Annotated in this window: 12 protein-coding genes; 9 read left to right on the top strand and 3 right to left on the bottom strand. The window is 44.1% G+C overall.

Annotated features, from left to right (window positions below):
* Positions 1-429 precede the first annotated feature (429 nt).
* The 4 genes from QVP67_RS01375 (at position 430) to QVP67_RS01360 (ending at position 4,194) form a co-directional block, all read left to right on the top strand.
* A complete protein-coding gene (locus QVP67_RS01375) occupies positions 430-1,083 on the top strand; it encodes a LysE family translocator (RefSeq protein ID WP_022161771.1) in 654 nt (217 codons plus the stop codon).
* Between the two features lie 40 nt (positions 1,084-1,123).
* Entirely contained in the window at positions 1,124-1,663 is a 540-nt protein-coding gene (locus QVP67_RS01370) for a DUF4924 family protein (protein WP_022161770.1), read from the top strand.
* A gap of 80 nt (positions 1,664-1,743) precedes the next feature.
* Positions 1,744-2,610, top strand: a complete 867-nt coding sequence (gene rfbD / locus QVP67_RS01365; RefSeq protein ID WP_022161769.1) for a dTDP-4-dehydrorhamnose reductase — start codon at positions 1,744-1,746, stop codon at positions 2,608-2,610.
* A gap of 9 nt (positions 2,611-2,619) precedes the next feature.
* Positions 2,620-4,194, top strand: a complete 1,575-nt coding sequence (locus QVP67_RS01360) for a peptide chain release factor 3 (RefSeq protein ID WP_022161768.1) — start codon at positions 2,620-2,622, stop codon at positions 4,192-4,194.
* Positions 4,195-4,370: 176 nt separating this feature from the next.
* Here the strand turns inward: QVP67_RS01360 and QVP67_RS01355 are convergent, their stop codons facing one another.
* From QVP67_RS01355 to QVP67_RS01345, 3 genes are all read right to left on the bottom strand, one after another.
* Positions 4,371-6,287 (bottom strand): heparinase II/III domain-containing protein, encoded by a 1,917-nt coding sequence (locus QVP67_RS01355; RefSeq protein ID WP_288179776.1) that lies wholly within the window; start codon positions 6,285-6,287, stop codon positions 4,371-4,373.
* Between the two features lie 62 nt (positions 6,288-6,349).
* A complete protein-coding gene (locus QVP67_RS01350; protein WP_022161765.1) occupies positions 6,350-7,885 on the bottom strand; it encodes a sulfatase in 1,536 nt (511 codons plus the stop codon).
* Positions 7,886-7,918: 33 nt separating this feature from the next.
* Positions 7,919-11,962 (bottom strand): hybrid sensor histidine kinase/response regulator transcription factor, encoded by a 4,044-nt coding sequence (locus QVP67_RS01345; protein WP_022161764.1) that lies wholly within the window; start codon positions 11,960-11,962, stop codon positions 7,919-7,921.
* Positions 11,963-12,202: 240 nt separating this feature from the next.
* On the opposite strand from QVP67_RS01345, the gene QVP67_RS01340 reads away from it, so the two are divergent.
* From QVP67_RS01340 to QVP67_RS01320, 5 genes are all read left to right on the top strand, one after another.
* On the top strand, positions 12,203-13,414 hold the full coding sequence (locus tag QVP67_RS01340) for a glycoside hydrolase family 88 protein (protein WP_022161763.1): 1,212 nt from the start codon (positions 12,203-12,205) through the stop codon (positions 13,412-13,414).
* 32 nt (positions 13,415-13,446) lie between these two features.
* Positions 13,447-16,365: a chondroitinase family polysaccharide lyase gene (locus QVP67_RS01335; protein WP_441293825.1), complete on the top strand. Its 2,919-nt coding sequence runs from the start codon at positions 13,447-13,449 to the stop codon at positions 16,363-16,365.
* Between the two features lie 422 nt (positions 16,366-16,787).
* Positions 16,788-19,928 carry a SusC/RagA family TonB-linked outer membrane protein gene (locus tag QVP67_RS01330; protein ID WP_288179775.1) on the top strand — a complete coding sequence of 1,047 codons (3,141 nt, stop codon included), beginning with the start codon at positions 16,788-16,790 and terminating at the stop codon, positions 19,926-19,928.
* A gap of 19 nt (positions 19,929-19,947) precedes the next feature.
* Positions 19,948-21,786 carry a RagB/SusD family nutrient uptake outer membrane protein gene (locus QVP67_RS01325; RefSeq protein WP_022161760.1) on the top strand — a complete coding sequence of 613 codons (1,839 nt, stop codon included), beginning with the start codon at positions 19,948-19,950 and terminating at the stop codon, positions 21,784-21,786.
* 52 nt (positions 21,787-21,838) lie between these two features.
* Positions 21,839-22,737: TonB-dependent receptor plug domain-containing protein (locus QVP67_RS01320; RefSeq protein WP_288179774.1), on the top strand; the 899-nt coding region annotated here is incomplete at its 3' end.

Raw genomic sequence — 22,737 nt, 5'->3', positions numbered from 1 at the left:
TTTTCCCCAGTTAGGAAAAAATCATTGCCCAGTTAGCAAAAAATATTTTCCTAACTGGGAAAAAAACGAAGGGCTTTCCGCCCCATTCCGCGTATCCATTCTTCACCCGCATGATTCATTATTTCATTTTCAAAGTGCCACTTGACGTTCGTAACTACTTACTTTAGCCCTGCAACATCGGTAGTTGGCTGACGAAACAAGCAAGCCCTTCGCATATTACGAGCAATGCCGTGGGGGCGGACGAATAATTCCCGCGACTTCTATTTGTAATTCCGCCAAGCATAACCCGCGACTTCCACGTGTATTGCTGGCATGGCCTGCAAACCGTGCTTGTGTTGCTTTTGTTATGGGGCATGCCTGTGAAAACGCAAGAGTCAAAAACTCGTTTTTCGCTTTGTACTTCCCTTGGTTTGCACTATCTTTGCACCCATGATTCAGATTGAAACCATATTGGACATATTGTGGAAGGGCTTTATTATAGGTGTCATCGTGTCGGCACCGTTGGGTCCTGTAGGGGTGCTTTGCATACAGCGTACGCTGAACAAGGGACGCTGGTATGGTTTCGTGACAGGTATAGGCGCGTCGCTTAGCGATATATTCTATGCGTTGCTGACGGGATACGGAATGAGTTTCGTATTCGACTATGTGAATAAAAACATCTTTTATCTGCAACTTTTTGGCAGCATTCTGCTGCTGGCATTCGGCGTCTATACTTTCCGGAGCAATCCGGTGCAGTCCATCCGTCCGGTTTCGGGCAGCAAAGGCACTTATTTTCACAACTTTATTACGGCTTTTTTCGTTACACTTTCCAATCCGCTCATCATATTGCTGTTTGTCGGACTTTTCGCCCGTTTTGCTTTCATCAGTCCCGGCGTGCTGTTGTTCGAGGCTGTTACGGGCTATCTGGCCATTGCATTGGGTGCCCTTTCGTGGTGGTTCGGTATCACCTATTTTGTCAATAAAGTGCGGACTCGCTTCAACTTGCGAGGCATCTGGATGCTGAACCGTATCATTGGAAGCATAGTGGTGATAGTATCGGTCGTGGGACTGGTATTTACGTTGATGGGAGAATCTTTGTATTGACGAAAGAAGCAGATTTGGAAGATTAATCAGGAAGAGTGGTATGAAGGTAGCACAGAAACTGAAAGAAGAAAACATTGCCGAATACCTTATTTATATGTGGCAAGTGGAAGATCTGATACGTGCCAACGGGTGCGACATCGACCGTATGTGCAGCAACATCGTTTCGCGTTATCCCGAAGAAGAACGTGCCGTGCTGAAGGAATGGTATGGCAACCTTATTGAGATGATGCGTGCCGAAGGAGTGACGGAGAAGGGGCATCTGCAGATCAACCGCAATGTGATACTGAACCTGACCGACCTGCATGCCGCCCTGTTGTCGTCTACCAAATATCCGTTCTACAACGCAGCTTACTTCAAGGCGTTGCCTTTCATCGTGGAGTTGCGCCAGAAAAACGGAAAGACCGACGAACCCGAACTGGAAACCTGTTTCGAAGCCCTGTATGGCGTATTGCTGCTTAAACTTCAGAAACGGGAAATCACTCAGGGAACAGCACGTGCCATCGAAGCCATCAGCAGTTTTCTTTCCATGCTGGCGGCCTATTATGCCAAGGAGCGGAAAGGTGAACTGGAAGACCTGTGACAGGATTTCTGGAGAAGGCTTCTGCTCAAAGACGAAAATTGTTCATCGTAACATTATATTTTTAAGTATCAATTTTTTAAATGAATATTTTAATAACCGGTGCCAACGGTCAGCTTGGCAATGAGATGCGGGTTTTGTCCGCCGAAAATCAACAATATACCTATTTCTTTACCGACGTGCAGGAACTGGACATCTGCGACGAGCAGGCTGTGCGTGCCTTTGTAAGCGATCATGCAATCGACCTGATTGTGAATTGTGCCGCTTATACGGCCGTGGATAAGGCTGAAGACAACCGCGAACTGTGCGATAAACTCAATCATCTGGCATCCGGCTACCTGGCCGAAGCTGCCGAAGCTCGTGGAGCAGCATTGATACAGGTGTCGACCGACTATGTGTTCGACGGTACTGGGCACATTCCCTATACGGAAGAAATGCAGCCTTGCCCCAATTCGGTATATGGTATAACGAAGTTGGCAGGCGAGGAGGAAGCTATGCGGAAATGCAGCCGTACCATGATTATCCGTACGGCATGGCTGTACTCCATCTATGGCAACAATTTCGTAAAGACTATGATCCGCCTAGGTCATGAACGTGAGTCGCTCGGAGTTGTGTTCGACCAGATCGGTACTCCGACCTATGCCCGCGATTTGGCTCGTGCCATCTTCGCCGCTATTCGTCAGGGAATCGTTCCCGGCATCTATCATTTCAGCAACGAAGGTGTTTGCTCGTGGTACGATTTTACCGTAGCCATTCATCGCCTGGCAGGCATCACCACTTGCAAGGTCGGTCCTTTGCATACCGATGAATATCCGGCCAAGGCACCCCGTCCGGCGTATTCGGTGCTCGACAAGACGAAGATCAAGAAAACATTCGGCATTGAGATTCCCCATTGGGAAGCGTCGCTTGCCGAGTGCATCGGAAAATTGTTAGAAGAATCAGAAAAGTAATTCAGATATATGGCAAGTAATCAGGAAATAGAAAGACGACGTACATTTGCAATCATTGCACACCCCGATGCCGGTAAGACATCGTTGACCGAGAAGTTGCTGCTTTTCGGCGGACAGATACAAGTGGCAGGAGCCGTGAAGAGTAACAAAATCAAGAAAACGGCTACTTCCGACTGGATGGATATCGAGAAACAGCGTGGTATCTCTGTGACTACTTCGGTGATGGAGTTCGACTATCACGACTATAAAATCAACATCCTTGATACACCGGGTCACCAGGACTTTGCCGAAGACACTTACCGCACGCTGACGGCGGTAGACAGCGTTATCATCGTGGTGGACGGTGCCAAAGGTGTGGAAACGCAGACACGCAAGCTGATGGAAGTGTGCCGTATGAGGAACACGCCGGTCATCATCTTCGTCAACAAGATGGACCGCGAAGCCAAAGATCCTTTCGACCTTCTTGACGAACTGGAGGAAGAACTCCATATTCACGTGCGTCCGCTGACGTGGCCCATCGAGAGTGGTCCCCGCTTCAAGGGTGTTTACAACATTTACGAACAGAAGCTCAACCTCTTCCAACCCAGTAAGCAGGTCGTAACCGAAAAGGTGGAGGTTGACATCCATACCGAAGAATTGGACAACCGGATCGGACAGAACCTTGCCGACAAGTTGCGCAGCGAACTGGAGCTGATAGACGGCGTTTATCCCGAGTTTCAGGTAGACGACTATCTGAAGGGCGAACTGGCTCCTGTATTCTTTGGTTCGGCTCTGAACAACTTTGGTGTGGAAGAGTTGCTCGATACGTTTGTGGAGATAGCTCCCAGTCCCCGTCCTGTGAAGGCCGAAGAACGCATCGTGATGCCCGAAGAACCCAAGTTCACCGGTTTCATCTTTAAGATTACGGCCAATATCGACCCGAACCACCGTTCGTGTGTGGCTTTCTGTAAGATCTGTTCGGGCAAGTTTGTCCGTAACGCTCCTTACTATCACGTGCGTCATGGCAAGACAATGCGTTTTTCCAGTCCTACACAGTTTATGGCACAGCGTAAAACGACCATCGACGAGGCTTGGGCAGGCGATATCATCGGCTTGCCCGATAACGGAACCTTTAAGATTGGTGATACGCTGACCGAAGGCGAATTGCTCCACTTCCGCGGTTTGCCCAGCTTCTCGCCCGAAATGTTCAAATACATCGAGAATGCTGACCCCATGAAGCAGAAACAGCTGGCCAAGGGTATCGACCAACTGATGGACGAAGGTGTGGCACAGTTGTTTGTCAATCAGTTCAACGGCCGCAAGATTATCGGTACGGTAGGACAGTTGCAGTTCGAGGTGATCCAATACCGTTTGGAGAACGAATACAATGCCAAGTGCCGTTGGGAGCCCGTCAGTCTGTACAAAGCCTGCTGGATTGAAAGCGACGATCCGGCCGAATTGGATGCCTTCAAGAAGCGCAAATACCAGTACATGGCCAAGGACCGCGAAGGCCGCGACGTGTTCCTGGCCGATTCGGGTTACGTATTGCAGATGGCTCAAATGGACTTCAAGCACATCAAGTTCCATTTTACGAGCGAATTCTGATACGGAAGAGTCATGCAGTGAAGCGGAAGTACGGATGAGTTGCTTCCGGCTTCATGAAAGAAATAGGCGAAGCATTGACGAATATAGGCAAATATCCCAATTAATAAAGAAGGATATTTGCCCATTTCTTTTTTATGCAGTTAGCTTTTAAGGCTTTCTGCAAGTAGTATGAAATGTTATTTTATAACGAATTTGTAACTGCCGTTCAGTTTCTGTTGTGTGTCGGTCAGCACAATGCGGTAAATCTGTTCTCCCCATACTTTCGAAAGACGTGGGTCGGGCAATTCAATGGTTTCGAGTGTAGCCTTGAAGTTTGATGGATATTCGAGTGTAGCCTTTTGCCCTTTTACTTCGATAGTCACTTTTCCAGCCTTGCTTATATCAATCTTGCCCCAGGACAGGAAGTTGACCTGATTGGCTGCTTTCGCTTCTTTCAGGGAGAATTTATCTGTAATGGTAAGTTCTTTGTTACCAAGTTTGTACGAGCGAACCCAGTTCTTTACGGCTGCTTCTTCAGGGTAAGCTGTTGAGATATCGGCCGAAAAGTAGCGTTGCTTTTCACGGCATACTACGTTGGTGGCTTTATATTCCTGTCCGTAGCGTTGCGGAACTCCGTTTATGACAGGCAAGTTATGATAGTTGCTCTGCATGGTCCAGATGGAATAGCGTTCGCTGCTGAAAGTCTGGCGTGTATATGTTCCTACGCCGGCGTCGATCAGCATAGGCAATGTATTTATGTATAACGAAAAGGTTCCCACATCGTTGTGGTTATGGCTTTCGTTGTTGAAACCTCCTTTCGTGGCAAGAAACCATCCGTTGTTGTTGGTAAAGTAGCAGAATTCGGTTTCAGGATACCATGTGCAAGCCGGAATATAGTGCTCGGGGACAGTCTGCTCAAGCTCCTTATTGAATAACGCACATTCCAATGTTCGGAAAATGTCGCTACCCAATTGGATGGTAGGGCGTTTCCCTTGCAGGAGATATGCTGCAAAATGTATCATCTCTTCGCTGCCGACAGCCTTTCCGTAGCGGTATATCAACGGTGCATCGCCGCCACCTTTTGCAGAGGCATCGGCAAAGTTGACAACCCATCCGTTTCCTACATACGAGCGGCTGATATACTCGCCCATGCGGCGTATCATCGGATTATTGAATAGTGATAGTTTCCCATTGGTTCCGTTCGAAAGGATTTGCAGATAATCGTACATCTTTCCGGCTGCATGTCCCCAGTATGAAGGTCCTTCTTCGCAGGCGCCGTCCGATTTTACGAAATTGATAAATTTGTCAACAGATTGTATGGTGCGCCATACGGCTTCCGTAAGTTTGTTACGGTCGTTTTCGAGCAAGAGGAAACATTGCAATACGTTGGAGTTGCACCAGGGGTTCCAGTTGTTGATGATTTCTCCCGGTTTCCAGTGGAAAGCCATCCACCATTCGCGGTCGTTCTGCATAAAAGGATCCATTATTCTTTCCTGAATGCTATGGCGTATGCGTAGAGAAATTGCTGGATCGACTTTGTCGAATGTATCATGGAAGAAGTAATGCACCCATGCCAACAGAGAACCGTAGTTTCCTGAGCCCAAATCGATGACCTGTTCGCGCCAGTCGGGCAACGAGCGTTTCGTACTTTGACGCGTCAGGTGGGCTGACAGTACCCAAGAAGTCATTTCGCAACTGAAGAACACTCCATTGATAAGTTGGTCTACAAAGCGGCCTTTTCCTTCAGCCAGTTCGGCCATCATCAGTGTGCTGATGGCTTTTCTGTTGGCTTCGTATGGGTTTTGCATGATGTTTCTTTCTCCACTGCGTTCATATTCCAGATAGTCTGTAGCTCGTACTACCTGCCATCGGTAATTCAGCATTTTCTCTCCGGCTCGGATCAATGCCTGTTTGTCTTTATCAGAAAGCATGGCGTTCCATCCTTCACGGTCGGCATAGGCAGGGTAGGGCACCCATGCGGCGTCCATGACAAGTATTTCTTTCAGCTGTTCTTTGTTTACCGCGTTTTGAAGGAGGTTCCTTTCGGTGTATGCATGCGATGCTGTTGTAATAAGTAAGAGCAGAAACAGTGTGCTCCATGTACGTAATACCATGTTTTTTTTCATGATTGATGCAATTATTAGGTTAGTGAATATGTCTAAATGAGAGGTTAGAACTATTGCTGTTCGGATGGTTGTGGTTTGAATTCTACCGGATATAGTGTCTTACCGTCTTTGTCAACTGGATATAATGCATCCTCAAGCTGCAATCTTTTTATCATCAAACGACTCATTTCTTTAAGCTTCTGGGGATTGACAGACGCCAGATCGGTCGTTTCGTATGGATCTTCTTTCAGATTGAACAGTTTATAAGAAGGAATACCATCCTTTTCAGGGTTGTAATAATAGATAATCTTCCAGTCTCCTTTGCGATAGGTTGTGAAATAACTGCCACGGTGCTGGTGTGGAAAGTGGGTCAGTACATCATCTCTCCTGCTTCTGTCTTTTTTTCCTGCCATTAGCTTCTTCATATTGCTTCCGTCCAAAGTCAGATTTTGTGGAGTGTCAACTCCTGCGACTGAAAGTACGGTAGGATATATGTCCATTACTGTGCCAAACTGTGTCTGCACATAGTTTTGTGCTATTGGAAACTGTTTCTGAAACTTGTTGGACGGATCGGGTTTGGCCCAGGCTGCAATAAAGGGAACTCGGACACCTCCTTCGTATTCCGATCCTTTTTTCCCTTTTAGAGGTGCGGAAGATCCATAATCGGCTGCATCGCCAAGAGGTGCGTCGCCTCCGTTGTCCCCAAGAAATATGATAAATGTATTTTCGGCTATTCCCATTTCATCCAGTTTGTTCATTAAGTCCCCTAAAGACTTGTCCATTCCCTCGATAAGAGTAGCGAACGCACGGGCTTTGTCATTTTTCTCTCCTTGGGGATAATGGTTAATGAAACGCTCATCGGTTTCAAAGGGGGAGTGAACCGCATAATGGGCAAGATTTAAGTAGAATGGTTTGCCTTCGTCCACAGCTTTTTTTACTTCTTTCAAAGCTTCAAGGGTAAGCGCATCGGAAAGGAAGGTATTGGTTCCGTGATACTGTTTCAGGTCGGGAACCGCTCTGGCTCTTTGTCCTTTAATCCAGCCATAGCCATTCTCTCCGTGATAACTGCCTGGGTGTCCTATTGCAGAACCGGCTATGTTTACATCAAAACCGATATGACACGGGTCAGCAGCAAAACTGTCGTTGCATCCGAAATGTGCCTTGCCTACGTGAATCGTTTTGTATCCTGCGGATTTAAGTACTGAAGGATAGGTTACGTCAGTAGATTTTAGTCCTTTCCAGTTCCATTCGTACGGGCCGAACTGGTCTCTGTTGTTACTTTCTGCATTTATCCAGTTTGTGGTTCTGTGGCGGGCTGCATTTTGTCCGGTCATAATGGAGGTACGCGAGGGAGAACTTACACTTTGTGCATAGAAGGTAGAAAAACGTACTCCCTGATTGGCGAGACGCTCCATATTGGGAGTACGGTACCATTCATTCAAAGGTTGTGGAAGAACATTCCCTTTGGAATCTGTTATAAAAGGAACGGAAGTATCCATAACTCCCATGTCGTCAACCAGAAAGACTATTATATTGGGCTTTTCCTGTGCTTGAACGAGTGATATCGCTGATAAGGATGCGATAATGGCCGAATGAATTTTTTTCATAGATATTTGTTCTTTTGATTTATGTTTCATTTATTACTCTTCATCATTTTCTTCATCCTCTTTTGCATTTTCGGGTGAAGAAGCGTCTGTCCCTTTTCGATAAGCGGTCGGGTTGATATGGTATTTCTCCTTGAAACATTTGCTGAAGTATTTGGGAATGTTGAAACCTGTACGGTCAGCAATCTCCGAGATGTTCAGTTCCGGATTGTTTTTCAGCATGTAGGCTGCTCGTTTCAGACGGATGGTGATAATCAGGTCGTTAGGAGTCTGTCCGGTGACGGCTTTCAATTTAGTAAACAGCTTGGTACGTGCAATGCCCATTCGGGTAGCCAGTTGGTCTACATTGAAGTCGGCATTGTCTATCTCTTCTTCAATGATGGCCATTGCCTGGTCCAGGAATTTTTTATCAAGGGTATTGGTTGCCAGTATCTGCATGTCGGTCTGGGGTTGTTTGCTGAACTTCTCTTGCAGCATGATACGGCTGTTTACCAGATTGTTACAACGCGACAACAGCAGGTTGATGTTGAATGGTTTGGTTACGTAGTCGTCGGCTCCCATTTTCAGCCCCTCCATATTGTATTCGATAGCTGTTTTAGCCGTGAGCAGCACTACCGGAATGTGACAGAGGTCGAAGTCTTTTTTGATGGCATGGCATAGTTCTGTTCCGGACATTTCGGGCATAACAATGTCGCTTAGTACGATATTGGGTTGCTCGGTCCGTACTTTTTCCAGCCCTTCCTTTCCGTTGGTGGCAGTGACTACCGTATAGAACGATTCGAAGATTCCTACCAGCATTTCGCGTAACGAGTCATTGTCTTCTACGATCAGGATTTTGTATTTTTCTTTCGGGTTTTCATTGTCCTGCATGGCTATCTCCTGTTTGTCCAAGTAGGCTTTGTACTGGTTGTATTCTTTCAGGTCGATACCTGTCGAGGCATCCTGACAGTTTTGCTGAGTACAAATTTGTTCGGGAGTGAAGTGTTCGTTTCCTGTTTTCAGATGAATGCAGAAAGTAGAGCCTTCTCCTTCTTTACTGAAAACTTCAATAGTACCATGATGAAGTTCGACAATACCTTTGGTCAGTGACAGCCCGATACCGCTTCCTGCCTGTGACATAGAGTTGATATGATCGGCCTGATAAAAACGGTCGAATATTCTTTCGATGTCTTTGGGAGCGATTCCCTGTCCGTTGTCAGTTACTTCGATAATGACCTCATTGCCTCTTTTCCGGACAGAGATAGAAATGCGTCCTCCATCTGGTGTGTACTTGAAGGCATTGGATATCAGATTATTCATTACCTTCTGCATCTGCTTTGCGTCATACCACATCGGTATGTCATCATGGCTCTTTTCAAACGTGAAGGTGATGTTGCGCAGTTTGGCATAGTCGGCAAAGAGCAGATAATGCTCGTATACGAAGTCTACAATGTTGTACTCGCTTACTTTGATGTTCATGTAGCCTTGTTCCTGCTTGCGGAAGTCAAGTAGCTCGGTTACCAAGCCTTTCAGTTGCAGGCAGCTTTTGTAGGTACCTAACAGCTTGTTATAAATTTCGGGCGAAAGCTGGCGTGAGAGCAACATTTCCATTTGCCCGATGATGAGCGATAAAGGAGTTCGGAATTCATGCGAAATATTGGTGAAGAAACGCAGCTTAAACTGGTTCATCTGTTCGATATCGTCAGCATGTTTCTTTTCATATTTCAGCATTTCCTGCATTCTGATACGGCTTTTGTAGACTCGGTTCAGGTACCATACCGCCAAAACCAGAATGATAAAGTAAAGCACATAAGCCCAAACCGTTAGATAAAACGGAGGAAGTACCCGGATAGTCAGCCGACTGGGGGGAACCAATGTCTCGTCGGTATTTTCGGCTTTTACAATCAGAGTATACTTGCCGGGTGACAGATTGGAATAAGTAATAGTATTCTGCTTCAGGTCGTTCCAGCTTCGAGAGAATCCTTCCAAACGGTAGATGATGTTGGCTTTGTTGAAAGGCAGAAAGTCGGTAGTAGTATATTCTATACTGAAAATGTTTTGTCCGGCTCTGAGTGTAATTTCTTTGGTGAAGCTGATATCCTGTTTTAGTATTTTACTTTTGTCTCCTACTTTTACTTCTCTACCATTAACAAATAGTCGGTAGGGCAGAATATTGTACGAACGCGATTCTTGTTTCAGATCCTGCTCGTGGAATGAGATGGCTCCTTGAGTTCCACCGATGATGATTTCTCCTTTTCGTGTTCTGTAGAGGGCATTTTCGTTGAGGCAGCTTAAAGGTAGCTGATTGTAGTTTTTGAATGTTTTTTCCTTATAGTTTAGGATGGACAAACCTTTGTCGGTAGTAACCAACAGCCTGTTGCTATCGAGTTCACAAATGTTATAGACAATGTTACTGGAGAGTCCGTTATGGCTAGCATCGAGATTCTCAAAATTATCTGTTTCTGCATGATATAAGTCTAATCCGTTCTCGTTGGTACAGAACCAAAGCCGGTGCTGGCTGTCTTCATAGATTGAGTTGACACTGTTACTACTAAGGCTATGCTCAATGGCGTGGCTTACTTTGTAAGTAGACAGTTTATTGGTCGTTGGATTGTAGGAACATACTCCGTTATTGTTTCTGATAATCCATAAAATGCCCCGACTATCCAGTACAAGTCCTTTGCTATAGCGCGTTTTTTCGTACATTTCATCGTTTTTGAAAAAACGTTCGCATTTTTCTGTGGTTGGATCGAAGAAAATGATTCCATTATCAGTGGCAACCAGAAGTTTGCCTTGATAAGGGAGTATAGATTCAACATTATTGGAAGGCAGGTTGTGGGTGTGTTTCAGATAACGTGTACCTTTATTTGTTCTGATGTCAAGTTTGTAAAGTCCTCCCATGTGTATACCCATCCATAATACTTCCTGTTGCGGATCGTAGTAGAGGGCTTTTATGTTGTTTTTCATAGTTCCGTTTTCAGGCTTTTCAAGTGTATACCATTTGTATGTTTGTGTCTGCTTGTTGTAGAAGTTCACTCCGCCTCCTTCTGTTCCTATCCAAAGGTTACCTCGATTGTCTTCGGTAATACGGCTAACTATACTAGAGCTTAACCCTTCTTCTTCAATAGGAGAGGGTTGATATTCGCGAAATACTTGTTGCTTTGGATTGAAGTAATTCACACCTCCAAAATAGGTTCCTACCCAAATATTACCTTGACGGTCGCAATACAAACTCCAGATGGATGAATAGGACAGACTTTTCGGAGTCTGTTGTTTTTCAAAATGTCGGAATTCTTCTTTTACTGGGTTATATTTGTTCAAACCGTTAAAGGTGCCTATCCAGATATTTCCTTGCAGGTCTTCGCAAAAACGGTGAACGAAGTTGGAACTAATGCTGGCGGGATTATTGGGGTCGTGTACGAAATGGGTTATCTGTTTCCCTTGTATGCGAAATGCACCCTCACCCGAACGTGCTGCCACCCAATAGCAGCCTTTACTGTCTTTGAAGATGTCACTGATGTTTCCATTGGGAATAAGTGTTTGCAATTCTTTGGAGGGGGGAAGCAGATAAAGTCCACGATTAGTCCCGATGAAGATGGAATCATTGGATACAAGTAACCGACGTATGTTCCGTTGATTGTTTAACTTATATACGAGGCGAAGTTTGCTTCCATTGTATTTGAATATTTCGTAAGTAGTAGCTATGTATAAAGAGTCGGTAAAGAATCCTGCAGCTACGTCTTGAGTTGTCAGGTGGGTGAACTTATCTTCGGATATGTCATATTCTGAGGCTCCTCTATTTGTTAGGATATACAAGTGTCCTTTCCGGTCACCCAATATCTGATAAATGTCGTTGTACTGGATACTGTTAGGATTGTCCTTCTCTTTTTGATAGATTTTGAAGTCTTTTCCATTATATAGGCTGAGTCCATTAGCTGTTGCGAACCACATAAAATCGCGTTCGTCCTGATAAATGGATACTACAGAATTGTGTGATAGCCCATTGTCGGTTGTCAGGTGGTGAAAAGGTATGCTTTGTGAAAAGCACTGAAAAAAGTATAGAAATAAAAGATAAAAGGTTAGCAGAAATTCTTTTTTCATTGTATTTCGGTTTTATAAAAAGCAAAGATAGCTTTTTTAATTAAAGAGGAGATGTTTTTTCTAGGTAAAAATGGTCTTCTTTTATACGTTTTGCCTGTCATTTTTGTACATTCTCCGATTTTATCAGATAACGTATGCTTTTTCCCTTATCATGAATATTAGGCTACATCATATAATGTGTTTTTGGTTACATTTGTAATGTCTTTGTTGACCGTTTGAAAAATATAAAGTTATGTGTCTATGAAAAAGTCAATAAAAATAGGATTATGTACCGGAATACTGTGCTGGATTATTCTAAGTTGTATCGCGGATAATCATCCTGTTGGATTTGTTGCAGAAAATGTGATATTTGCAACCGAACAGTATGCCACGCAACTAAATGAACTGACGGATAGAGGAGAGAATCACATTCCTCGTACGATAAAGTCTGACGGGACGATGGTGTATGCTTCAACTGCCGGATGGGATTGGACAGCAGGGTTTTATGCCGGCAGTCTGTGGTATCTTTATGAATTGACGGGTGACGAACATTGGAAAAGTCTGGCAGAGAGATACACTGCGTTATTGGAAAAAGTGCAATATAACAAGTCGACTCACGATGTAGGGTTTATCATTGGTTGCAGTTATTTGAATGGTATCCGGTTAGGAGGGGAAGAACAATATAAATCGATTATTGTCTCAGCTGCACAGTCCTTGTCGACTCGTTTTCGCCCTGCAGCAGGAGTTATCCAGTCGTGGAATGTGCATTCGGGCTGGCAAGCGAAAAGGGGATGGAAATGTCCTGTTATCATTGACAATTTGATGAATCTGGAATTGTTGTTCGAAGCTACTCGCATGTCTGGCGATTCGACATATTATCGTATAGCGGTATCTCATGCAGACAAAACGTTGCAAAATCATTTTCGCAGCGATGGAAGCTCATTTCATGTAGTCGATTACGATGGAGAGACAGGAGAAGTACGCAGCCGATGTACAGCTCAAGGATACTCTGATGAGTCGGCATGGGCTCGTGGACAGGCATGGGCCATATACGGTTATACAATGTGTTATCGTTATACACAGAATCTTGCTTATCTGAAACAAGCCGAGAAAGTGTGTGATTTCATTTTTACTCATTCCAATATGCCGGATGATCTGGTTCCTTATTGGGATTATGATGCAATAAACATCCCTCATGAACCACGTGATGTTTCTGCTGCGGCTATCACTGCTTCGGCTCTTTATGAGCTGAGTGGGTATACTCGTAAAGAGCAATATCGGAAAACGGCCGATTTGATACTGAAATCTTTATCATCTCCGGCATATCGATCGCCTTTGGGTATGAATGGAGGATTTTTACTGATGCATTCGGTCGGCAGTATTCCGCATGGAAGTGAAGTGGATGTTCCGTTGGTTTATGCAGATTATTATTTTCTGGAAGCCTTGAAGCGGAAACGGGATATGGAAAAATAATTCGGATCATTTAAAATCAAGATACTATGATAATACGTAGATTATGCTTATGTTTTTTGTTGTTATTTTCAGTCGCTCGTTATCTGTCGGCACAAGTGATGGGATTTGAGGATGGAATACCTGCTGGTTTCCGGTGTGACGGGAATGGCAATTTGGCGTTGACTTCTCTTTATTATAAAGAAGGAACAAAGTGCCTGGAGTGGAATTATAAACCCGGTTCGGCATTGTATATACCGTTAGAGTCTCCTTTGGAACTGACGTCAAAAGTAAAACAACGATATGGCATTACGTTGTGGATGTACAATGAAGTTCCTCAACAGGATTCTATTCGTTTCGAATTTTTTTCTTCGGATAATAAGATTGTTTATCAGTTCGGGTTCCGGCTGGCTTCCTCCGGCTGGCGTGCCTGCTGGATTGGTTTTCAGCATATGGCAGGCAGTAAAGAAGGAAAGGATATTGCAGGCTGCAGGTTAGTTGCTCCTCAGCGGAAAGGACGTGTCTTTTTAGACCGCCTTCTCTTCCCTGAAACTGAAACCAATGAGCGGACTACTCCGGATATGCAGATGCCTTACAACAATTCTTTTGATTTTAGGGATTTATGGCATTGGTGTCGTGTCTGGCAATGGGAACAATATGAATATGATATTCCTTTATCTTTTGCATTGACTTTGCAGGAGCAAACAGAGCTTAAGACGATAGAATCCAGATTGACGGAAATGCTTTGTTCTTCAAAAGGTGATATGGATAAAGCTGTTTCTGACGCATATTCTGTATTTCAGCAGGTCGCTATCCGCCCTTCGGGTTCGGGGTTTGTGGGGGATCCGCTTGTTGCACCCGACGAGTTGAATCGGGAAAAAGGTGAGATTTCGTGGAATGACTTGGAAACCATGTTGTCTGGCTTTGCTTATGATGCGTATTATAATGGTTCTTCTCAGGCTGCTGAGTATTATTTTCAGGTTTGGAAATATGCTATTGATCAGGGATTTGCTTATGGAAGCGGCATGGGGACTAACCATCATTATGGATATCAGGTTCGCGATATTTATAAAACAGCATGGCTGATGCGGGAGGCTATTTGGAAGAATCGGGACAGGGACCAGATTCTTTCAGCCTTAGTGTTTTGGTCTGCTTTGCAGGAAACGCGTAAGCCTTGCCAGTACGGACGGGATGAACTGCTGGACAGCTGGCATACCTTGCTGATGCCTAAAATCGTGTCGGCTTTGATGTTTGTAGATGAAAGAGAGCGGGTACGGGCATTGAAAGGACTCTCGCGTTGGCTGTCTACATCGTTGCAATATACGCCGGGAACCATAGGCGGTATCAAGGTGGATGGAACGACTTTTCATCATGGTGGTTTTTATCCGGCCTATACAACGGGAGTACTGGAGACGGTTGGACAGTTTGTTTCGCTCACCACTCATACGGACTACGAACTGACGGTTGATGCCCGGCAGGTTTTAAAGTCGGCTTTTATTGCCATGCGTAATTATAGTAATAAATATGAATGGGGGATAGGCATCAGCGGGCGTCATCCTTTCGGTTTTTCAATGGGTGAGGAAGATGTTGCGGCTTTTGCTTATCTGGCTCTTTCAGGCGATTTGTCCGGCGAAGGCCGTGAGTTCGATCATCATTTGGCTGCCGATTATCTTCGGCTTTGTGAAAAAGATACGCCTGAAGCCCGTTATTTCAAAGAGCAGGGTATCAGGCCGGCTAAAGCTCCCGAAGGTTTTTGGGTGTATAATTACGGTTCGGCCGGCATTTTCAGGCGTAAGGATTGGATGGTCACTTTGAAGGGATATAATACGGATGTATGGGGATCGGAAATATATAAGAACGATAACAGATACGGACGGTATCAGAGTTACGGATCAGTTCAGATTATGGGCCAACCTTCGCGGCGGTTGAGTGGATATGAGGAGAATGGCTGGGATTGGAATCGTTTACCGGGAACCACTACGATTCATTTGCCATTCGACTTGTTGGAAAATCCCTTGACGGGAACAATGATGGCGCATTCCAAAGAGAATTTTTCAGGAAGTTCTTCATTGGAAGGTACGAACGGCATGTTTGCCATGAAGCTGATGGAAAGGAACTATCGGAATTTTACACCCGATTTCGTAGCCCGTAAGTCTGTCTTTTGTTTTAACGACAGGTTGATATGCCTCGGAACAGGCATTCGTAACAGCAATGAGAATTATCCGACAGAAACGACACTGTTTCAAAGTGTATTCCGAAACGGTATGAGCATCCGGTTAGGAAATAATGAGATGACAGAAGTCGGGAGTTCATTGGAAATGATGGGGGATACCTTGAATCCGCTTTGCCTGCAGGATGCTTACGGAAACTATTATTTTGTGAAACATGGAAAAGTCAGAGCACAGATAGCCAGACAGGAGTCGCGCCATGAAAAAACGAAAGAGGTAACCTATGGAGAGTTTGCTTCGGCCTGGATTGATCATGGTAAATCTCCTCAGGGTGAAAGTTATGAGTATATGATTTGGATACAGCCGAATGAGCAGGATTTGAAGAATATATCTGCGCAGAATACTTATACCGTACTTTTGTGTAATGATACGGTTCATGCTGTGCGCGATGCACAGACTGGAATTACCGCCTACGCAGCGTTCGATTCCGTTAGCTTGTCGGATGACGAGTTGCTTTTACGTCTACCGGCAGAGGCGATGATAATGTATCGGCACGTAAATGGAGGTATCCGAATCAGTGTGTGCGATCCTAACCTGAATATAAGTGCTAAGACTTATACAACGAAGGAACCAAGCCGGGTAATAGTTAAACAGATTCTGTTGAAGGGTGTTTGGAATTTGAGTTGTAAGGACGAAAAACTCTCTGTGAAACATCAGGAAGGAAATACCCTACTTACTGTCTTTTGCCAACATGGCCAGCCCGTGGAATGTGAGCTGCATTTAATCTCTGATAACTCCATAAATTAGGATTCAGAATCGGGTTAACTGAGTTTTTGCACGCATTCTTTTATTCCGTTAGTTTCTCATAGGTATGAGAAGACCATTCTCATGCTTATGAGAAAACTATTCTCATAGTTATGAGAATGTTATTCTCATACTTGGAGAACCGAAACGGACCTTAATAAGGCGAGGAAAAGATTGTAAGCCAAAGCGAAATCCGAAAATCAGGTAACGTGTCTATGGGGTAAAATTGTACTTAAAAGGGTGCTTTTTGTACGTCTTTTACGTGATTGGGTATTTGTATGTTTTTTACCGTTTTTTAGAATATTTGTGGGAGGAGGGATCGGCAGGAATACTCTACATTTGTCGTACTCATCATTGCGAATAGAGTTTAAATTAACATTGTTACTAACTTAAATTTAATTGAGATGAAAAACTTCTTCACTCCAATGAAGATACCTCAAAAGCAGGTATGGCTGTTGACTGCCTCCTTACTGTTCGGGCAGACAGCTTTTTCTTCAGAGAATCTTGTGTCGGAAGGAACAGCAGTTGCTATCACGCAACAGAATCGCAAAACGGTGACAGGTACAGTGACGGATAATTTTGGTCCGGTAATTGGAGCCAGTGTGTTGGTGAAAGGCACCACAAATGGTGTGATTACGGATGTAGATGGTCACTTTACGTTAGAAGTTCCTGTTGGAGCTACTCTTGTGATTTCTTATGTGGGCTACGAAGACAAAACCATTGTTTACAAAGGTGAGGCTAAACTGGACATCAAACTGAATGAAGGTATCCAGGAACTCCAGGAAGTGCAGATCATTGCTTATGGTGCCCAAAAGAAAGTTACGGTTACTGGTGCTATGGCATCTGTTAATTCTAAAGAACTGTTGAAAACTCCTGTTTCCAGTCTTTCCAATGCCTTGACCGGTAAAATGCCTGGTCTTTCATCGATTCAGAGCACTGGTCAGCCGGGAGCTGATGATCCTACTATCTTTATACGTGGTGTAGGTTCTCTTTCTACCGATTTGTCTGCTCCGTTGGTATTGGTGGATGGTGTGGAACGTTCTTTTAACCAGATCGACCCCAATGAAGTAGAAGATATCACTATCTTGAAAGATGCATCGTCTACTGCAGTGTTTGGTGTACGTGGTGCGAATGGTGTAGTATTGGTGACTACAAAACGTGGAACAGAAGGTAAGCCGAGAATGAATTTTTCGACTTCCTTTGCAGTTCAGATGCCTACCCGTTTGCCTGAATTTGCAAACAGTTACGAGTATGCGACAACGTATGTCAATGCACAACGCCGTGACGGAGTAGCAGAAGATCAATTGGCATTTACTGATGAAGCTATTGAGGCTTATCGCACTCATAGCAATCCGTTGGCTTACCCCGATACTGATTGGACAGACTTGTTGATTAAAAAGGCTGCCTTGCAGACTCAGCATAACTTCTCTATTTCCGGTGGTTCGGAGAGAGTGCGTTATTTTGCATCTATCGGTGTATTTACTCAGGATGGTCTTTTCAAATCGTTTGAAGACGATTATGACGGTAATTTCAAATATACCCGTTATAACTATCGTATGAATTTGGATTTTGATTTGACCAAAACTACTTTGATGCGTATTAACTTGGGTGGCCGGGTGAACAATAAGAATCAACCTAATTATGATGGTAGTGATATCGGTTATCTGTTCCGTGATATTTATTGGGCACCGCCTATGTCGGGTGCTGGTGTAGTAGATGGAAAATGGTTATGGATTGATTCTAAGACTCATAATCTGCCGGGTACTGTACGCGATGCTTTGTATCCTTATTATGGTAAAGGATATAACACTCGTAATGGCAATACACTGAACTTTGACTTCCAGTTGGAACAGAAATTGGATTTCCTGACCAAAGGACTGAAAGCACATGTAAAAGCTTCCTATAATAATACGATGAATCTGACAAAAGTATTCACTTGTTCGTATCCGTATTATGAAGTGGTTGCCAATGAAGATGGAACCAATAATTTCCGCCGAGTGGGAGATAAATCTAATTTGAGCTATTCGGAAAGCCCAGGTAAGGCAAGGGACTGGTATCTGGAGTTCGCGCTGAATTATAAGCGTGATTTCGATAAGCATCATGTGTCCGCATTGGCTATGTATAATCAAAGTATGACTTACTATGTAAGCGGACCTTCGCAGTTTGCCTCTATTCCCCGAAGCTATATTGGTTTTGTAGGACGTGTTGCTTATGACTGGAACAACCGTTATATGGCAGATGTGAATATCGGTTATAATGGTTCGGAGAATTTTGCTCCAGGAAATCGTTTTGGCTTATTCCCTGCTTTTTCGCTTGGTTGGATTTTGACTGAGGAGAATTTCATGAAACCTTTGAAGCCGGTTCTTGACTATCTTAAGATACGTGCTTCTTACGGTATTGTAGGTAATGACCGTACCAGCGATAATTCCCGTTTCTTGTATTTGCCTGATTCATATTCAACCGGACAGGGCAGTTTCTACTTTGGAAATACTTCCCAGATCTTGTTGCAAGGAGCTAAGGAATCAAAATTAGGAAATCCTTATGTGACGTGGGAGACTGCAGCGAAACAGAATTATGGTATAGATGCCTACTTCTTTGGCAGTAAGCTGAAACTTAATTTTGATTACTTCATTGAACATCGTAAAGACATTCTGATTACCCGCCAGGTATTGCCTACTTATTTGGCAGTGACGTTGCCTACGGCCAATTTGGGTAAGGTAGATAACAAAGGTTTCGAAATTGCTTTGAATTGGAGAGACCAGATCAATGAATTTGGGTATAATATTGGTTTTAATGTGTCTTACGCAAAGAATAAGGTTGTATTTATGGACGAAGTGAACTATCCTTATGAATATATGCGTCAGACAGGACGTCCGGTAGGTCAGAATTTCGGTTATAAATATGATGGCTTCTTCTCAGAAGAAGATGTTGCTAATTACGAAAATCTAAAGGGTAAGGAAGGCGGAATTCCTGATCATGGTTCCGGTTACACTCCGTTGCCTGGTGATGTGAAATATAAAGATCTGAATGGTGATGGCAAAATTGACCAGAATGATAAAGCAGCCATCGGATATCCTATTTATCCGTTGTTGACTGGAGGTCTTAATCTGGGCTTCTCTTATAAAGGTTTTGATTTTAGCATGACGTGGGCTGGAGCAACAAAAACTTCACGTCTGTTGAAAGACGTGTATCGCGAACCGTTTGGTTCAACCAATTCACGCTCCTTGTTGAAATATCAGGTAACGGATGCCTGGACTCCGGAAAAAGGAAACTCGGCTAAGGCACCGGCTATCACGTTTGTAAATAAGACCAATAATTATTTGGATTCAGACTTGTGGTTGCGTGATGCTTCTTATATCCGTCTGAAGAACGTGGAAATTGGATATAACTTCTCGGAGAAAGTCCTGAAGAAATTACATGTAGGTAACTTACGTGTTTATGCTACAGGTTATAACTTGTTGACTTTTGATAAACTTAAGATTGTAGATCCGGAATCGGATGCAAATGGTAACATCATGTATCCGCTGGTAATGGTAGTGAATCTGGGTTTGAAAGTTGGTTTCTAAATACTAAAAACGAATAATCATGAAAAGGATAAGAAAACATATTCATCTATTGGTGTTGTCTTTATTGGTATCCTTGTCTTCATGCGAAGACTTCGCTTTGGGCGAGAAGTTTCTTCAGAAGGCACCAGGAGGAGACATCACGGCCGATACCATTTTCTCTACTGCAGAATATGCAAAGCAGGTATTATGGTATAGTTATTATACGATGCCTTACGGATTTCCGACCGGGTGGAATACAACGACAGCCATGTGGGTCGGTGTACTTGAAAATTTGACAGACCTTGGCCAGTCTTGTATTGGTTATGGTGGTCCGGAAGAACTTTATTATAGCGGTGTGTACAATGCGGCATCCGAGGATAAGACTGGTGCAGCGAAAGGTGCGACTAAATATAAGTTTCAGGGCCGCTATTCCTGGCAAGGTATTCGTAATGCGTGGATCTTGATAAAGAATGTAGATCGGGTTCCTGACATGTCGGAAAGTGAGAAACTGCGTCTGAAGGCTGAAGCCAAGATTATTATAGCTTTGCAGTATTCGGAAATGTTGCGTCATTTTGGTGCTTTGCCTATTGTCGATCATGCTATCGATGTAGAGGAAACCAATCTGCCGGCTCGTGCCACCCTACAGGAGACAGTCGATTTTATTGTAAAATTGTTGGATGAGGCTATTGCTTGTAAGGAATTACCTTGGGCACTGACCGGTGATGACTTGAGCAACTGGAGTGGCCGTCTGACGCGTGCATCGGCTATGGGTTTGAAACTTCGCACGTTGTTGTTTGTTGCCAGTCCGTTATTTAATTCCGATTCTCCTTATTATCAGGGAGAAGCTTCTACGCAACTGATGACTTGGTTTGGCGGATATGACCAGAAACGCTGGGAAGCAGCCGCTGCAGCCGGTAAGGAGTTTTTTGATGCAATGGCTAGTGAAGGATTCTATCGTTTAGTCGATAAGAATACATCGGGTACGTACCGTCAGGCATTCCAGGATGCTTACTATACACGTGGTACTACCGAATCTCTGGTTTCGGTCCGCAGACATTATAAGACTAGCAATCTTTCTTTTTTATTACAGTCCATGCGTTGGGGTGGCTGGTGCCCGACCAAGGAAAGTTTTGATATGTTCCCTATGGCCGATGGTACTGATTTTGATTGGGATAACCCGGAACACCGTAAGAATCCTTTCATAAATCGTGATCCTCGTTTGAGTGAGACTATTCTGCTGGATGGTGATGACTTCCAGGGTACAAAAGCTGAAGTTTTCCAGAAGAAAGGCGATGATCCCAATAATTATCCTGCCGGCAAACATTGGAACAGTAGCGCCGCTTCTTTGGATACCAAGTCTTTGGCTACTGGTATAGCTGGTCGTAAATTTGCTCTTGACCGTAAAAACGAGTATAGTGGTCGTATTTTCCAATGGCCGTATTTGCGTCTGGCAGAGGTCTATTTGTCGTATGCCGAAGCTTTGAACGAGTGCGGACGTACAAGTGAGGCTTATCAGTATGTCAATGCAGTACGAGCTCGTGTCGGATTGCCGGGATTGGTCCTGAAAGGTGAGCAAGACGAAAAGACAGAATTCCGTGAAGCTGTGCTTCGTGAACGCGCTTGTGAGTTTGCTTGGGAAGAAGTACGTTTCTTCGACCTGATTCGCTGGAAACGTGAAGCTGACTTTACAAAGCATTTGCATGGTATCAATGTCTATCGTAATAAGAATACTTTAGAATACGATTTCTCTTTCCCGCAATTAGCAGAAAGAGCTTGGCAGAAACCCGGTGGTTTCTCTCCTAAATGGTATTTGAGTGCTTTCCCCAGTAATGAGGTGAACAAAGGGTATGGCCTTGTACAGAACCCAGGATGGGAATAACAAAAGATGATTCAATGAACAAAGTAACAAGAATGTACTTATGAAAAGAAGTATGAAATTTATCGCTGCTTTTTTACTGTTGCCATGCGTAGCAACGGCACAAGTAACAGACAGCATTCAACAATATGGACGAGGTATTTCTTTCGATATGAAGGAATCGACTGTCGCAGGGGCAATGGCTACATCCGAACAGATTTCGCATAAGACCAGTATTGACCCGTCGAATTCATTGTATGGACTAATTCCTGGATTGCAAGTTCTTCAAAACGAAGGATATGCCTGGGACGATGGCGCTACCTTATATATACGTGGAGTAGGAACCAGCAACAGCAGTACGCCGTTGATTCTGGTAGATGGATTTGAGCGGGAAATATCTTCTTTGACCGTTCAAGAGATCGAATCGGTTACAGTTCTGAAAGATGCTGCATCGTTGGCACTTTACGGTATTCGTGGAGCCAATGGAGTAGTATATATTAAGACCAAACGCGGTGCGGTTCATGCTCCGGTAATTAATTTTGGATATGAGTTTAATTTCTCTACTCCTAATCGTTTGCCCGATTTTGTAGATGGATATACGTATGCGCAAGCGCTGAACGAAGGCATGAAGAATGATGGACTGTCTCCTCGTTACAGCCAGCGTGAACTGGATGCCTTCCGTGACCAGACGTATCCGGAATTCTATCCCAATGTGGATTGGTGGGATGAAGCATTACGCGATCATGCTTATGGCAACAATGTGAATTTCTCGATTAGTGGAGGTGGTGAAAGGGTGCAGTATTATGCACAGTTGAATTACCTGAACAATTTGGGTATTTATCAGCCTACTGAGGAGAACGACGGATACTCTACACAGTTGAAATACTCTAAAATGAATATTCGTACCAATCTGGATATCAAGGTGAGCAATACGACGAAAGTGAAGTTGAACTTGCTGGGAGTTTTCTCTGAGAA

The organism is Bacteroides sp. CAG:633 (genome assembly GCF_000435115.1).
In the GTDB taxonomy this organism is placed as follows: domain Bacteria; phylum Bacteroidota; class Bacteroidia; order Bacteroidales; family Bacteroidaceae; genus Bacteroides; species Bacteroides ndongoniae.
Note: the sequence above shows the minus strand (reverse complement) of the source record. Positions and strands in the feature narration are given on the sequence as shown.

Excerpts from the sequence above, each read along its gene's own strand:
- QVP67_RS01375 (WP_022161771.1), top strand. The coding sequence starts at position 430 with ATGATTCAGATTGAAACCATATTGGACATATTGTGGAAGGGCTTTATT.
- QVP67_RS01370 (WP_022161770.1), top strand. The coding sequence starts at position 1,124 with ATGAAGGTAGCACAGAAACTGAAAGAAGAAAACATTGCCGAATACCTT.
- rfbD (WP_022161769.1), top strand. The coding sequence starts at position 1,744 with ATGAATATTTTAATAACCGGTGCCAACGGTCAGCTTGGCAATGAGATG.
- QVP67_RS01360 (WP_022161768.1), top strand. The coding sequence starts at position 2,620 with ATGGCAAGTAATCAGGAAATAGAAAGACGACGTACATTTGCAATCATT.
- QVP67_RS01355 (WP_288179776.1), bottom strand. The coding sequence starts at position 6,287 with ATGGTATTACGTACATGGAGCACACTGTTTCTGCTCTTACTTATTACA.
- QVP67_RS01350 (WP_022161765.1), bottom strand. The coding sequence starts at position 7,885 with ATGAAAAAAATTCATTCGGCCATTATCGCATCCTTATCAGCGATATCA.
- QVP67_RS01345 (WP_022161764.1), bottom strand. The coding sequence starts at position 11,962 with ATGAAAAAAGAATTTCTGCTAACCTTTTATCTTTTATTTCTATACTTT.
- QVP67_RS01340 (WP_022161763.1), top strand. The coding sequence starts at position 12,203 with ATGAAAAAGTCAATAAAAATAGGATTATGTACCGGAATACTGTGCTGG.
- QVP67_RS01330 (WP_288179775.1), top strand. The coding sequence starts at position 16,788 with ATGAAGATACCTCAAAAGCAGGTATGGCTGTTGACTGCCTCCTTACTG.
- QVP67_RS01325 (WP_022161760.1), top strand. The coding sequence starts at position 19,948 with ATGAAAAGGATAAGAAAACATATTCATCTATTGGTGTTGTCTTTATTG.